The sequence below is a fragment of the Nitrosomonas sp. Nm51 genome (assembly GCF_900111165.1).
Classification (GTDB): domain Bacteria; phylum Pseudomonadota; class Gammaproteobacteria; order Burkholderiales; family Nitrosomonadaceae; genus Nitrosomonas.
Window position 1 is genome coordinate 1 of sequence record NZ_FOGH01000058.1, and the last position, 14,275, is coordinate 14,275.

Sequence of the window (14,275 nt, forward strand, 5' to 3'; positions counted from 1 at the left end):
GATTGAAATACCATCAGCGTAATGCAGCAACACTTGAGCCCTTTGGATTTCTCGCAACGGAGCCTTGCGGGCCTTGCTTATTTGTTCAAGTTTGCTCCGTTGACCGGCCGACAAAGACAATTCAGCGCGCTGTGTTTTTCGAGCCATGACACCCTCCTGGTTTTTATTTGAGAATAGCCTGAAAAAGACAACTTGTAAATATTTTATTGAAACACTATACTAGCCGCTTCAGCTATCGTCAATCCCTGGTCAACAACTAGACTGACCGCATCTAATTTGAATTCTTTTGTATATTGTTTTCTTTCCAATTTTTCTTCCTCCAATTAAGTCTATTTTCTCTTAACTGGAGTGTCCGGGTCTATTGAACCACATCAGATTGTCCCTTAAATGTTGATCCAAAAACTGTAATTGCTCTTTTGTCAGCATCGTGTCACTACCGCCGGCTTCATTTCTCTGTAATGCCGCCAAACCACCCTTACGATAACGCTTAAAGTGATTGCGCACTGTTTCGCGATCTATCAACAGGGCTTCCGCAATCTTTGTAACCGGCCATCCTTTGCCTAACAGGTAAACTGCCTTTACCCGGTCAGCATAGCGTTTATCCGTAGCATGGCGGTGCTCGAATTCTAAATCATCAAGTTCTTGATCGGTTAAGCGGTAGCAGGAAGACATATGGCGATTTTATTATTTTCATGACTTTAACGCATCAACTTAATCCAAATTTTCATTCATGAGCGATATAACCACATCATATTACACCGGCATCAGTTTAGCGTATTCCAACATCAACCATTTTGTCCCAGCACGGACAAAGTTGACCTGCACCCTCGCTTCATTGCCGTTTCCTTCATAGTTGAGAATAACACCCTCACCAAACTTGGCATGTGTGACTGTCTGACCGATATACCATTGCTCACCGACGGATAAAGATCGCTGAAACGATTGTTTACTGCGTGCTGCAGATGCCGTTGTAAAAGCTGATTCCGTACCGGAATTCAACGTAGTGAAATTAACGCTTTTATCGGCAGGCAGTTTGATCCATTTCAGAAATGCTTTAGGGATTTCTTCAAGAAAACGGGATGCAACATTATAACGCGTTTGGCCGTGCAACATACGGCTTTGCGCCAGGCTAAGATACAAGCGGCGGCATGCACGCGTCATGGCAACATACATCAAGCGCCGTTCTTCTTCAAGACCATCCGCTTCGCTCAGACTATTATCGTGCGGAAACAAACCTTCTTCCATTCCACTTAAAAATACGGAGTGAAACTCAAGCCCCTTCGCTGCATGCACAGTCATAAGCTGTAACGCATCCTGACCACTGCCCGCTTGATGCTCACCTGCCTCCAATGAGGCGTGCGCCAAAAATGCAGTCAGACTGTCATCTTCCGCTTCATGTACAAAGCTGATGGCCGCATTGACAAGTTCGTGCAGGTTCTCCAGCCTGTCAGCCCCTGCTTTCTCGGTGTTATAATGCGATTCTAATCCGCTATGCAACAGTACGCGTTCCACTATTTGCGGTAACGGCATACTTTCCCAGTTTTGCCGCAAAGTAAGAATCAATGACACAAAGCCCGCGACTCCCTTTTTATTTTTAACATTGTTTTCAGCGCTTGTCTCGAAGGAGACTTCAACGCCACACTGTTGCAGTGCTGCAGCCCATAAACTGCAATCATCCTTGCGTGCAGCATCTTGCAAATGCTCAAGGCTGCGTGCACCAATGCCGCGTACAGGAAAATTTATCACACGTAACAAAGCGTTGTCGTCTTCTGGATTAGCGACAAGGCGCAAATAAGCCAGAGCATGTTTGACTTCCATACGTTCATAAAATCGCATGCCGCCATACACACGATATGGCAACGCGGCATTAAACAGACTATGCTCCAACGCACGCGATTGTGCATTCGAACGATACAGCAGTGCAATTTCGGAAAGTGCAACACCATCTGCATACAATGCCTTGATTTCGTCAACAATAAAACTGGCTTCATCGATATCGTTATAAGCACGATACACACGAATGGGCTCGCCCTTTCCCTCTGCCGTCCACAGATTTTTACCGAGACGCTGAGTATTATTTTCGATCACCGCATTGGCCGCATCCAGAATGTTGCCATGTGAGCGGTAATTTTGTTCCAGTTTGATGACTGTCGAAATGCCGAAATCCCGCTCAAAATCCTTCATATTGCCGGTCTCCGCTCCACGAAAAGCGTAGATGCTCTGATCGTCATCACCAACGACAAAAACCGTGGCAGCATGAGTGGTACCAATACCCGCTAATAATTTAAGCCAATCATATTGCAATCGGCTGGTATCCTGAAATTCGTCAACCAGAATATGATCGAAACGTTCACGGTAATGATCGCGCAGAATTTCATTCCGGTTCAACAGTTCGTAACTGCGCAGCAATAGTTCGGCAAAATCAACGACACTTTCTCGATTGCATTGCTGCTCATACACCAGATAAAACTCGAGCAAATAACGTGAAAACGGATCATCGGCAATGACGTCGGCTGCGCGTTGACCGGCTTCCTTTGTATGATTGATAAACCACTGCACCTGACGCGGTGGAAAACGCTTGTCATCGACCGACAAACTTTTCAATATGCGCTTGATCATTGCCAGCTGGTCCGCAGTATCGAGAATTTGAAATGCCTGTGGCAGGCCAGCCTCCTGATAATGCGTCCGTAGCAAGCGGTTACATAAACCATGAAACGTACCTATCCACATACCACGTGTATTCACCGGCAACATCGCGTTAATACGCACGAGCATTTCTTTCGCCGCCTTATTGGTGAATGTGACCGCTAATATACTATAGGGACTGGCTTGTCCTGACTGTATCAAATAGGCAATTCGCGTTGTCAGCACGCGGGTTTTTCCGCTACCGGCTCCCGCTAGCACCAGTGCCGACCGATGCGGTGGTAATGTTATCGCTTCCTGTTGTTGAGAATTCAAGCCTGTAAGGAGGGGAGAAGTCATGATAATACAGTATTGTGTCTCGTTCAGAGATACCGAATGTCCCGCCGGAAACATCAAAAGTTTCAATTATTTTAAACGGGAAAGTGCCTAAAAGAAAAGAGCTTACGCTTTCGCACCTACAATCCGTTCGCTGATTAATTCAGAATCAGATTAATGTTTGTTATTTTGCCAACACTATGTGAATCTGATTCATAAATTAATCACGATGATGATGCGGCAAACTTATGCTCTGCTTTTAGCGACGATATCTGTCAGCAGCGGCGTTAAAATCAGTTCAATTGCCATACCCATTTTACCACCCGGAACCACAATGGTATTGAGCCGAGACATGAATGAATCATGAATCATAGTCAGCAAATTAGAAAAATCCACATTTTCCGGGTATCTGAACCGGATAACGACCATGCTTTCATCCAGAGTCGGTATTTCACGCGCAATGAACGGGTTGGATGTGTCTACAGTCGGTACACGCTGGAAATTGATGTGAGTACGGGAAAATTGTGGTGTAATGTAATGCACATAATCATGCATCCGGCGCAGTATAGTATGTGTAACGGCTTCTGCGGAATAACCGCGCGCATTGGTGTCGCGGAAAATTTTCTGGATCCATTCGAGGTTGACAATCGGCACCACACCTACCAACAGATCCACATACTTTGCAACATCAGCAGTGTCACTTTTTACACCACCATGCAGTCCTTCATAAAACAATAAATCCGAGCCGGGTTCTATTGACGACCAGGGTGTAAATGTACCAGGCTTCTGATTCCAAGGGGCGGCCTCCTCTTCATTATGCAAATATAAGCGGGTTTGTCCGGAACCACTTTCACCGTATTCCTTGAACAGAGTCTCCAGCTTTTCAAATTCGTTTGCTTCCGGGCCAAAATGGCTGATTGGCCGACCACCATCTTTTTCAGAATCTGCAACCGCTTTCTTCATAGCTTCACGGTCATAACGGTGGAAACTGTCGCCTTCAACAATAACAGCCTTTAATTTTTCCCGCCTCAAAATATGCTCAAAACTATTTTTAACCGTTGATGTACCCGCGCCAGATGAACCGGTAACTGCTATAACCGGGTGTTTCTGCGACATATTAATTTTCTCCTCAAAAAATATTACAAAAAAACTTACCATTCTGGTAAAAATACAATCGAAGGCAATTTTACTCTAATATGAACCTGCTTTCCGTACATTTTGGAAAGGCATTCTGTAATATTCAGTATTCATTCAGGTTGGACGCTCTAGAATCAAACAACTGACTTTTTCTATCAAGAAATAAATTGCAACCATCAAAAAATAAACAAATCGATCTCCGGAGAAAGATTTACTCGTATTTTCAATTAAATAGATTACATACAAAAGATTATTTAGGTAACCTCAACGAGGTGACAGCCATGAAAAAGCTAACCGGTTTTTTATTATTCCTAGCAATACTCGGTATTGCAGCCAGTAACTCACTCTGGGCGCGGGGCAGCGGCAGCCAAGGCACAAGCTTCAGTGGCGGTGGCGGTGGCGGTGGCGGCGGACATTTCAGAGGAAGCAGTGGGCCACGCCATTTTGGCGGCGGACATCGACACTTTGGCGGCGGTGGACGGGGTCATTTTAGTCATGGTCACCGTCATATAAGACATCATCACCCACGAGTAAATTTCGGATTGAATTTTGGCGGATTTTACGGTCCGGGCTATTATGGCACAGGTTTCTATGGTTATCCGTATTGGTCGCGATTCCGCAGCCCCTATTATTACTCCCGTACATATGCTTATCCTTCTCCTTTGATTGCTCCAGCGACGGTGCCAGTTTATATCGAAAGGAAAGTGACCGCTGCAGATTCGGCCCAGTCTCCATCGAACTACTGGTATTACTGCCGCAATCCAGAAGGCTATTATCCCTATATCAAACGATGTCCTGAAGGATGGCTTCAAGTCGCGCCCCAGCCGGTTACGCAGTCACCATAAAGAAAATGACATTACTATGAAATCCAGGCTCGCCCAAATAGCACTATTGGCTACCGTACTGATGCTCACAGCTTGTGTGAACATGCCTGCCGGCCCAAGCGTTATGGTCTTGCCTGGGTCAGGTATCAGTTTCGATCAATTTCGTCACGACGATTATGAGTGCAAACTTTATGCCTATGAACAATTAGGTGGTAAAACAGCTGGAGATGCCGCAATCGGCAGCGGACTGAATACCGCAGCTATTGGCGCCGGATTGGGCGCAATTGCGGGTGCGGCTTTTGGCGGCGGACGAGGTGCGGCTATTGGTGCCGGAACGGGATTGTTGGCCGGAGGCCTATCAGGCTCAGGTACCGCTACAACTTCTGCTCATATCAACCAGCAACGCTATGATAATAGCTATATTCAATGCATGTACGCCAAAGGTCATCATGTACCAATTGCTGGCAATATCAGAAATCAGGCAAGCCCCTACAACAGTGGCAAAAGCAAAAAGATTTCGGCACCGCCTCCGCCGCCCGATTACCCGTCACCTTACCGTTATTAATAAGTTGCCTAGAAACACTAATAAAAAACAATGAGTTTCATATATGTAAATTTTTCTGCCATTATGAAAACAGATATTATTCATATCTATTAAAAGAGCAATGTTTTCGTTACACTAGGCAGTGAGAATTTCCACATGAAGAAACTGATTCTTATTTTTTTTGCAATCCCGCTACTAGGCATTTTGATGTACTCTCAGGCAGCTGCGCACGGTGGTCGTATAGACAGATTTAATTTTGGTATTCATTTCGGTTACCCCGGTTATTTGGGATATGGCTACTATGATCCGTACTTCTATCCTTCGCTTTATAGCTATCCACCTGTTGTTGTCCCCATGACACCCCCTGTTATCGTGCAGTCGACACCGCCTGTATACATACAACAGCATGAACAACCGACGCCGGGTCATTCACAGACAAACTATTGGTACTATTGCCAAGATCCAGATGGTTATTATCCCTATGTTAAACAATGCCCGGGGGGCTGGCTGCGCGTGAATCCCCATCCCCCTGAACAAAAGTAAGTATCATGAGGAGATACAAATATGCTCAGAAAACATAAACTATTTTCTATACTGCTGGTTGCAATACTGGCAGCGTGTGTCAATTTGCCGACCGGCCCTAGTGTTATGGTCTTGCCTGGCTCGAGTAAGAGCTTTGAACAGTTTCGCTATGACGATTATGAGTGCAGGCGATACGCCTATGAACAAGTTGGAGGCGTAACGGCAGGCAAAGCCGCAACATCCAGTGGCTTAACCAGTGCGGCAGCTGGTTCGGGCCTTGGCGCTGCTGCAGGTGCCGCTATTGGCGGTGGTGAAGGAGCCGCTATAGGCGCTGGAACAGGATTGCTTGCTGGCGGCCTGGCCGGAAGCGGCACAGCCAGAACTTCCGGCTATGAAAGCCAATACCGTTACGATATCAGTTATATTCAGTGCATGTATGCAAAAGGCCACCGAGTACCTGTCTCCGGAAAAATAACCAGTGAATTGCCGGCGGCCGATCAAAAACCAGTCAGAACATCGCCGCCACAATCTGGATTTACACCGCCCCCACCTCCCCCGGGAAATCCGCCACCGCCACCGCCACAATAATATAATCGTGGTTGCCTTTTGTTAATTTTCCGGGCAACCTTAATAAAAAATATGAGTACTGCTAACATCACCCTGTTTTAAGCTAAAATACAGGCATTGCGATGGAGCCATAATTTGACAATAATAAGGCTCGTTTTGTAAACAAATGCGTATTTACAACGCATACAAATCAGCTAAACCAAAAGCAAGCTTATTCAGGGAGAGTAAAAAACGTGAATCCAATCGTACCCATGATAATGGCTGTGGGCGCCATTTTATTTTTTGTTGGTCTGGGAGTATTAATCAGACGTGGTTTTGAAAAAATTACGTCTGTTAAGTTTTTTAGAAAAGAGTATGGTTTTGGGCGATTTGTTATTTCCACCATTGTCTGCGGTATTGTGCTTATTATGACTTCGATTTACATTCAAAAACTGTTTCCTGTCGAATCAATTCAGGGCGACACGTCACCGCAAGTTGCCACCATATCCAGTAACCTGAAGTACGAACTTAGCTCGATTTTACCGAGCGATGAAAGCAATACCAAGATGGTCAAAGCAATTAACCGCTTTCAGAAAGAATATCAGGAAGCGCTTGAAGATGAAGACAACAAAACTATGGAATTGCTAATCCTGGAAATGGCTTTTTTGATTAGAACGGAACTTGAGAATCAAAATTATCCATCTCATCAGATTGGTTCGGAAGTTGAAAGAATAATGAACTTTCTCAAACGAAAACCGGATTGACAGGCAGTCATTATTATTGCATCTACTAGGGGTGTCGTCATGTGTTATATGCAGTAACTTTCAACACAATCGCCGCTGACACATTTTCTAATCAGAATCGCAATACCATATAATCACTAAACTTTTTTAAACCAAAAGGCTGACTCATGAAGAAAACAATCAACATACTCATATTACTCGGTGCATTATTCTGCATTTCTAATTTTGCACTGGCACACAATTACCCGACCAAAGTGGGCGAAAAGCTTGGTAACGGAATTGCCAACGCCGTTACCGGCGTTGTAGAAATCCCTAAAACAATGATGGTAACAGGACGCAGGCATGGTGCAACATACGGGATGACAGCAGGGTTTTTTACCGGCCTGTTTCACAGCGTGGGACGCAGTCTTGCCGGCGCGTTGGACATAGCAACCTTTCTGGTACCAACCACACCGGTCATCAGGCCGGCTTATATATGGGATAATTTCGATCGGGAAACCACGTACACAGCTTGGCAAATGCGCTAAGTCAATGTGATTATTCCGATCAAAAAACACCACCGCATGAAATAACTCTCAGCTATTTCATGCATCTTCCTCAACAACCTGCTTCCATTTCCAGCGCAGAAATACTCTCAGACGTCTGAATTCTTCAGAACTTATCGTATCGGGAAGAATGACTATACTTTGTGTCAGCCAACTGCGCTGCGATCGCAGTATTAACACAGTTAAATAGGGCGAGACATATGTTTCTCCAGAAATTGCGTATTCAAACATCTGACCACATTTCGTTTCCAGCGCACATCTGATGCCGGAAAATCCCAACAGCACCGCTGAATGCGCTGAACGCTGAAGTGCATCACGTTTTAAATAGAAATATAAACTGGCAAGCAATACCAGCATGCCTGCCAATTTGACTTCAGGAATTACAGACAACAATCCTAGTAGTAATGCAGCCGCGCAATGCGCCGCAATGAGAATAACCACTAACAGCTTGGAAGGTTTCAGATGAATGGTCAGCAAAAATATTTTACCGATAATCCAGAACACAAAATAAAAACTATTCCGTGAAGACTTTTCATGACCCTAATATAACGATAACTGCGCACAACAGAATTTATCATTAACTCCGGCAATGCGCCCTCACTTCAAATTCGGATATTACTGCGACTGCGGGGTGGCAGATAAAAATTTCAATGGATCAACGGGCTTCCCATGTCTCCTGATTTCAAAATGTAACTGTGTCGTATCCGCATCTGTATCGCCCATTTCAGCTATTTTCTGCCCTTGTACTACAGTCTCGCCCTCTTGTACGAGTAGTTTACTGTTGTGTGCGTATGCACTCAACAATGTGTCATCATGCTTAATAATGACCAGGTTGCCATAACCGCGCAGTCCATTGCCACTGTAGACGACTTCGCCTGCTGCAGTTGCCAGAATGGGTTGGCCTGCTTGCCCGGAAATTTTCAAACCTTTCGAATTATTTGAGAAAGGGGCCAATAAAGTCCCTGTCGCAGGCCAAATCCAACCAGGCTCGGACGCATCTGACACGATCTCTGTATCGTATTCAACATAGTTTGGTGCATTTTCAATCCGGGTTCCCGGGGATGGATATTCGTTCTGAGATAGATTTAAAGCTGGATTGACAGAATATTGTAAGCGCGCCACATTCTGTTCCGAATAAGGCAGCTTCAAAGCTTTTGGATGTGTCTTGATTTTTTGTGCGCCGGGATTATGTGCTTGGACATTCGTTGAGCCGGCGGTACCACCTGGCAAATCCAGACTGGGATCGACAACAGGCATATCCGACTGCTGCGGAATTGCGAATAACGTCGGCCCAGTTTTTTTTGAAGGTACTGACAGGTTAATCCGCTGGCCAGGCTCGATATTAGTCGTATCAGTTATATTATTCCATTCAGCAAGTTCTTTCTGATCAATACCATGGTTGAGCGCAATACTGTAAAAGGTGTCCCCCTTCTGCACAACATAGTAGCGATCGGCTTGTTGTGTATCAGATAGACCATCAGCTATCTGCTTGGGTGTAACTGTACGTTCAACGACAGGTGCCGGTGGCTTGGTCGTTTCGCAACCCGCGAGTAACAAAAATGGTAGCCCGCAAATCCCGAAAACGATTCTTCCTAGAACGGCACTGGCTTTAAGTTGTATTTGAAAATTATCCATTGTAATTTCCTCAGTATCACTATGATTTGATGACACCGGACAGTATGGGTACAAAATTGACTTCTTCCAGGATATTTTCTACATACCCCTGCATATTACGTTCAATCATACAAAGGTTCTGTTTCTGAACACCTTTCGGAAAAACAATTCGTCCGCCGACGGCCAATTGTTCCAATAAAGCCGCCGGTATATGCGTCGCAACCGCAGTCATGATAATACCATCAAACGGACCCGCCTCTGACAATCCGCGTAACCCATCAGCATGCTTTAAACAAATATTCCGAATTTGCAATTTATGCAACCGTATGCGGGTACGCGTCAACAAAGGGCCTATCCGTTCAATCGAATAAACCTGATGGGCCAGTTGTGCCAAAATCGCAGCTTGATATCCGCAGCCAGTACCAATTTCGAGCACTTTATCCAGAAAAGTGTTTGCGCGTAGCAATTCGCTCATTCGCGCCACAACCCAGGGGCTGGATATAGTCTGCCCGTAATTAATCGGTAGAGAAACATCCTCATAAGCCCGGCTTGCCAGCGCTTCCTCAATAAAAAGATGGCGCGGAACCGAACCCATCACCGACAGTACGACCTCATCTGTTATCCCTTGGCTACGCAGACGTTCAATCATCCGCATGCGCGTCCGTTGCGAAGTCATACCTATGCCTGAAAGATGAATACTCACAGGTTACTTTCCACTCAGATGATAATCATGTTAATTTTTTACGATACCCAGATCCCTGAAATTCACGTAAAAATGGAGTATTTCATTGCTTTTTTCAAATTTCAAGTATTTGCAAATAAAGATGAAGGATATCTACTAATCATCCAGCCACTGAATCACTCAACCACTGTGTAACAAATTCCATTTGATCAAATCGCGTTAAATCAATTTGCAATGGCGTTATAGAAACATAGTTAAATTGAATGGTATGGAAATCCGTACCTTCTCCCGCATCTTGCGCTGGACCAGCTGGACCAACCCAATAAACAGTATAGCCACGCGGGCTTAATGTCTTGATGACCGGTTCAGCCTTATGCCGCCTTCCTAAACGGGTTACACGAACTCCTTTAATGTGTTCGTATTCAACATCCGGAACATTAATATTCAATAAAATCGGTATTATTAGTTTATCCTTGCTAAAACGTTTTACGAGATCAACCACGACACGAGCCGCAGTATCGTAATGTCCATTGGTTACATCAACTAGCGATACCGCTAATGAGGGAACCCCCAATAGAAATCCTTCTGTTGCTGCAGCAACTGTTCCTGAATAAACCGTATCATCTCCCATATTGGCACCGTGATTAATACCTGAGATAACCATATCCGGTAATATATCCAACATGCCTGTTACCGCCAGATGTACGCAATCAGTGGGCGTGCCATTGACATAATAAAATCCGTTGTGCGCACGATGCAGACTTAACGGGCGATCCAGCGTTAGAGAATTACTCGAGCCGCTTCTGTCACGTTCAGGCGCAACTACGGTAATATCCGCAACGCTTTCCAGTGCATTTGCCAGACAGGCCAGTCCAGGTGCAAAGTAGCCGTCGTCGTTGCTAAGTAAAATGCGCATTTTTTAATTCAAACGCTTTTGCAAAAAAATCAATCCACAAAAATATACGCAAAAAATAAAAAGAATGTAAGAAACCAAAAACCTCAGAATCATTCTTAACCACACAAATCACAAACAAATCATAATATGAAAATAAAAAAACACATCGCTGAAATACCATGGTCGGGGCGAGAGGATTTGAACCTCCGACCACTTGCACCCCATGCAAGTACGCTACCAGGCTGCGCTACGCCCCGTAAACGTATAATTATAGCAAACAAGGTCTGTCATAAAAAACTATATGTCTGCTGTGCAGCACCTGGCGCGAACGCTAAGACGAAGAAGCCAGCGCCAGCGCATGACATGGGAACGATTTGGACGACTGTGGAGACGTTCTGCCCCACCAATTCGGATATGTCATGATTTATACCCTTCGATCGCTTTGCCGCCAGAACCTAAGGCATGAGCCCGGCGCATTAGCAGTGCATGCTGGGATCTGTGCGAGGGGCGCCGGGCAACCGGCATTCCTATCGCGACCGTTATATAAAGCCTTTGAGCCAGAGGTGGCATACAGATTGATGGAAAAACTGAAATTTGTATATACGCCAAAGCATGGCAGTTGGTTGAATATGGCTGAATGCGAAATCAGTGCACTATCGCGGCAATGTCTTAATCGCCGGTTAGTTGGTATGGAAACTGTACGCAAAGAAGTCGATACATGGACAGCAACACGAACAGATCTGCTATGACAATCGAGTGGCGGTTTACAATTGAGGATGAGCGGATAAAACTTAAACAGCTTTATCCAGCAGTATCAAATTGAAATAGCGCTAGAGCTAATGTCAAAATACATCATTGCAACAGATAATCTCTTGTACAATAAAGAATGTCTATGAAAAAAATCTTTACTGCTCTGTTCTTAACACTAGTGGGTTATTTCATGTTCTGGCCGGTACCGATAAAACCAGAAAGTTGGGACGCCCCTGAAGCACCGGGATATACTGGCCCGCATGCGCCGAATAAGCGGCTTGCCGGTTTGCGGTTGATTACACTGAACGATGAAAAAGGGCCGGAGCATGTAGCACTGGGCAAGGATGGAAAGCTTTACGCTTCAGTGGCAAGCGGCAAAATTCTGCGGATGAATACCGACGGAGCCATGCTGGAAGTTTTCACGCACACCGGTGGCCGCGTATTGGGCTTTGATTTCGATTCAGACAGCAATCTCATCGCTGCCGACGCGATGCTCGGCATTCTATCCATTACACCGAAAGGTACCATAAAAATACTGGTTAATCACATCAACGGCGATCCGATACGCTATCCCAACAGCGTCGTAGTGGCAAGCAACGGCATGATCTACATCACCGACTCTTCCGGTCGTTTCGCACCTTCCGACTGGGGCGGCACTTTTGAGGCCAGCATGCTGGACATTGTCGAGCAATCGGCTACCGGACGCGTGCTGGAGTATCATCCAAGACTGAACAAAACGCGTATTATCGCTAAGGGCTTAAGTTTCGCAAACGGCATCACGCTATCCGATGACGAACAAAGTTTGTTTGTCAATGAAACCGGCCGTTACCGCGTATGGAAAATTGCAGTGTCTGCTGACAATCTTGACATCAGTCAGGGATCACCGTTAGCGAATATTGTTCTCGACAACCTGCCTGGTTATCCCGACAATCTGATGCGTGGAGATGAAGGTAGAATCTGGTTGGGTTTTGCCAAGCCACGAAACGCAATTATCGATTTTATGGCCGACAAACCCCTGCTGCGTAAAATAGTACTGCGTTTCCCACGCGCATTATGGCCTATGCCTAAAACTTACAGTCATGTCATGGCATTTACTGAAGAAGGAAAAATTGCAGTTGATTTGCAGGACCCTGCTGGCACCTATCCCGAAACCACATCTGTTACCGAGACCGATGACAGGCTCTACATACAAAGCTTGCACGCAAACAATCTAGGCTGGCTGGCGAAAAGAACGATCTTGGCGCCATGATAGTTGTCATAAGACCATTTATGTACGGTAGTCACCCGCTAACCCGGCATGATCATATAGTTACCAACGTTATCAACCCCGGCTAACTTGTATTATGTATTATTCAATAATCTGGCGTGCTGTGTCCAGATAGCGCATCCCTTCCGTTTGCATCGCATCGGCATCACCGGTTTCGGAACTCACATGCACAGCTTCCAGTGTATCCGACAGTGTTGACAAGGTCGAATTAATTTTTTCAAGTGCATTCTCAAGCGTGTAAGTTAATTCATGCACCTGCTGCATATCCCGCGGACTTAATGTGTCCTGATTCAGGATGCTAGACAGCTTCCGATTATATTCAGAAAAATTGCTGACAGCCTGCTCTATTGTTTCCGATGGTTTACCCTTAAAATGCTCTTGTTTTTCTTCTGCTTTAATTACTGTGGCATAAAAGAGAAACAGCGCCATCATTGCCATAAAAACTTTTTTTTTCATAATTCCTACATCGATCAAAATCATCATACTCGAACGAAACCGGTTCGATCTGCTTTAGTTGTGCGGACGCTGCAACGTAACATCTGCCCCCTAATATCTCCTAATAAGTCTGGTAACGATTATAGTACAAACCAGTATACCACAGGACTAAACACCCTAGTACAAAACGGCGTTCCATTAAATGTGTAATTCAGGAAATGGGAGCTTGGAGTCAATAGAGACGATAAAGCGCTATACTCATCGCACTCCAAATTTCGGCACTCAGGCACAATCGATAATCTGAAAATTATCGGTCAGCAAGGAACGTAGCGATTCTTTATAGCGCTCGGGTGAGGCAAAAAAATCATCACAGGCCTGTTTGCACAGAAAAAAGGTTTCATAGTACTTGCCATACAGGATTTCTTTCTTGAAAAACCGCCAATAACGTTCAATCAGGTTTAGATTGGGTGCATATGGCGGCAGGAAGATTAATCCGGTTTTTGAATCCGGCAAGTAATCGGTAACGATCTGTGAACGGTAATAACGGGCATTATCGCAGATGACATAAATACGGGCAGCAGCAGGATACTGTTGCCCGATCTGTTGTAACAACGCTACCGTAGATTGTGCATTGATAGTGCCATCATAACGGACGATTGGATTAAGCCCTGCGCAATCGACGGCGCCATTGATGTTGATGCGTTGCCGCCCCGTGCTGGGGACTGTAAATTAAACTGTGTAACTGTCTGGGTTAAACATACTCAATCAGTCGATCCTCGAATTCGATCATAAACCGGTTCAAAGCCGCTTTCC

At 45.2% G+C, this 14,275-nt stretch carries 15 protein-coding genes, 1 tRNA gene and 3 pseudogenes; 8 read left to right on the forward strand and 11 right to left on the reverse strand.

Annotation, left to right across the window (positions count from 1 at the left end):
• Window positions 1-221: 221 nt before the first annotated feature.
• From BMY60_RS15485 to BMY60_RS13190, 4 genes and pseudogenes are all read right to left on the reverse strand, one after another.
• A pseudogene (locus tag BMY60_RS15485) lies at window positions 222-308 on the reverse strand (transposase); the annotation flags it as partial.
• Window positions 309-339: 31 nt separating this feature from the next.
• Complete coding sequence (locus BMY60_RS13180; protein WP_090334256.1) at window positions 340-672, reverse strand: helix-turn-helix domain-containing protein; 333 nt, start codon at window positions 670-672, stop codon at window positions 340-342.
• Window positions 673-753: 81 nt separating this feature from the next.
• Window positions 754-2,982 (reverse strand): UvrD-helicase domain-containing protein, encoded by a 2,229-nt coding sequence (locus BMY60_RS13185; RefSeq protein WP_090334279.1) that lies wholly within the window; start codon window positions 2,980-2,982, stop codon window positions 754-756.
• A gap of 222 nt (window positions 2,983-3,204) precedes the next feature.
• On the reverse strand, window positions 3,205-4,074 hold the full coding sequence (locus BMY60_RS13190) for a phosphoribulokinase (protein ID WP_090334257.1): 870 nt from the start codon (window positions 4,072-4,074) through the stop codon (window positions 3,205-3,207).
• A 302-nt stretch (window positions 4,075-4,376) separates the two neighbouring features.
• Here BMY60_RS13190 and BMY60_RS13195 point away from each other — a divergent pair, with 302 nt between their 5' ends.
• The 6 genes from BMY60_RS13195 to BMY60_RS13220 all read left to right on the forward strand — a co-directional run bounded on the left by BMY60_RS13195 (window position 4,377) and on the right by BMY60_RS13220 (window position 7,801).
• Entirely contained in the window at window positions 4,377-4,940 is a 564-nt protein-coding gene (locus tag BMY60_RS13195; RefSeq protein ID WP_090334259.1) for a hypothetical protein, read from the forward strand.
• A gap of 16 nt (window positions 4,941-4,956) precedes the next feature.
• Window positions 4,957-5,484, forward strand: a complete 528-nt coding sequence (locus tag BMY60_RS13200; RefSeq protein ID WP_090334261.1) for a glycine zipper family protein — start codon at window positions 4,957-4,959, stop codon at window positions 5,482-5,484.
• A 135-nt stretch (window positions 5,485-5,619) separates the two neighbouring features.
• Entirely contained in the window at window positions 5,620-6,006 is a 387-nt protein-coding gene (locus BMY60_RS13205) for a hypothetical protein (RefSeq protein ID WP_090334263.1), read from the forward strand.
• Window positions 6,007-6,027: 21 nt separating this feature from the next.
• A complete protein-coding gene (locus BMY60_RS13210; protein ID WP_090334264.1) occupies window positions 6,028-6,573 on the forward strand; it encodes a hypothetical protein in 546 nt (181 codons plus the stop codon).
• 212 nt (window positions 6,574-6,785) lie between these two features.
• A complete protein-coding gene (locus BMY60_RS13215; RefSeq protein ID WP_090334266.1) occupies window positions 6,786-7,295 on the forward strand; it encodes a hypothetical protein in 510 nt (169 codons plus the stop codon).
• Window positions 7,296-7,441: 146 nt separating this feature from the next.
• Complete coding sequence (locus BMY60_RS13220; RefSeq protein WP_090334267.1) at window positions 7,442-7,801, forward strand: exosortase system-associated protein, TIGR04073 family; 360 nt, start codon at window positions 7,442-7,444, stop codon at window positions 7,799-7,801.
• A gap of 57 nt (window positions 7,802-7,858) precedes the next feature.
• Here BMY60_RS13220 and BMY60_RS13225 read toward each other — a convergent pair whose 3' ends face one another.
• The 5 genes from BMY60_RS13225 to BMY60_RS13245 form a co-directional block, all read right to left on the reverse strand.
• Window positions 7,859-8,296, reverse strand: a complete 438-nt coding sequence (locus tag BMY60_RS13225; RefSeq protein WP_177166681.1) for a protein YgfX — start codon at window positions 8,294-8,296, stop codon at window positions 7,859-7,861.
• A gap of 138 nt (window positions 8,297-8,434) precedes the next feature.
• A complete protein-coding gene (locus tag BMY60_RS13230) occupies window positions 8,435-9,454 on the reverse strand; it encodes a peptidoglycan DD-metalloendopeptidase family protein (RefSeq protein WP_090334270.1) in 1,020 nt (339 codons plus the stop codon).
• A gap of 19 nt (window positions 9,455-9,473) precedes the next feature.
• Window positions 9,474-10,136, reverse strand: coding sequence for a protein-L-isoaspartate(D-aspartate) O-methyltransferase (locus tag BMY60_RS13235; RefSeq protein WP_090334272.1), 663 nt, complete (start codon window positions 10,134-10,136; stop codon window positions 9,474-9,476).
• Between the two features lie 139 nt (window positions 10,137-10,275).
• A complete protein-coding gene (gene surE, locus BMY60_RS13240) occupies window positions 10,276-11,031 on the reverse strand; it encodes a 5'/3'-nucleotidase SurE (RefSeq protein ID WP_090334274.1) in 756 nt (251 codons plus the stop codon).
• Between the two features lie 159 nt (window positions 11,032-11,190).
• Window positions 11,191-11,267: transfer RNA gene (locus BMY60_RS13245), tRNA-Pro, on the reverse strand.
• Between the two features lie 282 nt (window positions 11,268-11,549).
• On the opposite strand from BMY60_RS13245, the pseudogene BMY60_RS16745 reads away from it, so the two are divergent.
• Both BMY60_RS16745 and BMY60_RS13250 read left to right on the forward strand, forming a co-directional pair.
• A pseudogene (locus BMY60_RS16745) lies at window positions 11,550-11,697 on the forward strand (IS630 family transposase); the annotation flags it as partial.
• A 205-nt stretch (window positions 11,698-11,902) separates the two neighbouring features.
• A complete protein-coding gene (locus BMY60_RS13250) occupies window positions 11,903-13,009 on the forward strand; it encodes an SMP-30/gluconolactonase/LRE family protein (RefSeq protein ID WP_090334276.1) in 1,107 nt (368 codons plus the stop codon).
• Between the two features lie 99 nt (window positions 13,010-13,108).
• Here the strand turns inward: BMY60_RS13250 and BMY60_RS13255 are convergent, their stop codons facing one another.
• A complete protein-coding gene (locus BMY60_RS13255) occupies window positions 13,109-13,483 on the reverse strand; it encodes a DUF6746 family protein (RefSeq protein ID WP_090334281.1) in 375 nt (124 codons plus the stop codon).
• Between the two features lie 261 nt (window positions 13,484-13,744).
• Window positions 13,745-14,164 (reverse strand): annotated as a pseudogene (locus BMY60_RS13260) (transposase); the annotation flags it as partial.
• Window positions 14,165-14,275 lie beyond the last annotated feature (111 nt).

What these genes read in the sequence shown, in the direction of transcription:
- BMY60_RS13180 (WP_090334256.1), bottom strand. Translation starts at nt 672, where the DNA reads ATGTCTTCCTGCTACCGCTTAACCGATCAAGAACTTGATGATTTAGAA.
- BMY60_RS13185 (WP_090334279.1), bottom strand. Translation starts at nt 2,982, where the DNA reads ATGACTTCTCCCCTCCTTACAGGCTTGAATTCTCAACAACAGGAAGCG.
- BMY60_RS13190 (WP_090334257.1), bottom strand. Translation starts at nt 4,074, where the DNA reads ATGTCGCAGAAACACCCGGTTATAGCAGTTACCGGTTCATCTGGCGCG.
- BMY60_RS13195 (WP_090334259.1), top strand. Translation starts at nt 4,377, where the DNA reads ATGAAAAAGCTAACCGGTTTTTTATTATTCCTAGCAATACTCGGTATT.
- BMY60_RS13200 (WP_090334261.1), top strand. Translation starts at nt 4,957, where the DNA reads ATGAAATCCAGGCTCGCCCAAATAGCACTATTGGCTACCGTACTGATG.
- BMY60_RS13205 (WP_090334263.1), top strand. Translation starts at nt 5,620, where the DNA reads ATGAAGAAACTGATTCTTATTTTTTTTGCAATCCCGCTACTAGGCATT.
- BMY60_RS13210 (WP_090334264.1), top strand. Translation starts at nt 6,028, where the DNA reads ATGCTCAGAAAACATAAACTATTTTCTATACTGCTGGTTGCAATACTG.
- BMY60_RS13220 (WP_090334267.1), top strand. Translation starts at nt 7,442, where the DNA reads ATGAAGAAAACAATCAACATACTCATATTACTCGGTGCATTATTCTGC.
- BMY60_RS13230 (WP_090334270.1), bottom strand. Translation starts at nt 9,454, where the DNA reads ATGGATAATTTTCAAATACAACTTAAAGCCAGTGCCGTTCTAGGAAGA.
- surE (WP_090334274.1), bottom strand. Translation starts at nt 11,031, where the DNA reads ATGCGCATTTTACTTAGCAACGACGACGGCTACTTTGCACCTGGACTG.
- BMY60_RS13250 (WP_090334276.1), top strand. Translation starts at nt 11,903, where the DNA reads ATGAAAAAAATCTTTACTGCTCTGTTCTTAACACTAGTGGGTTATTTC.
- BMY60_RS13255 (WP_090334281.1), bottom strand. Translation starts at nt 13,483, where the DNA reads ATGAAAAAAAAAGTTTTTATGGCAATGATGGCGCTGTTTCTCTTTTAT.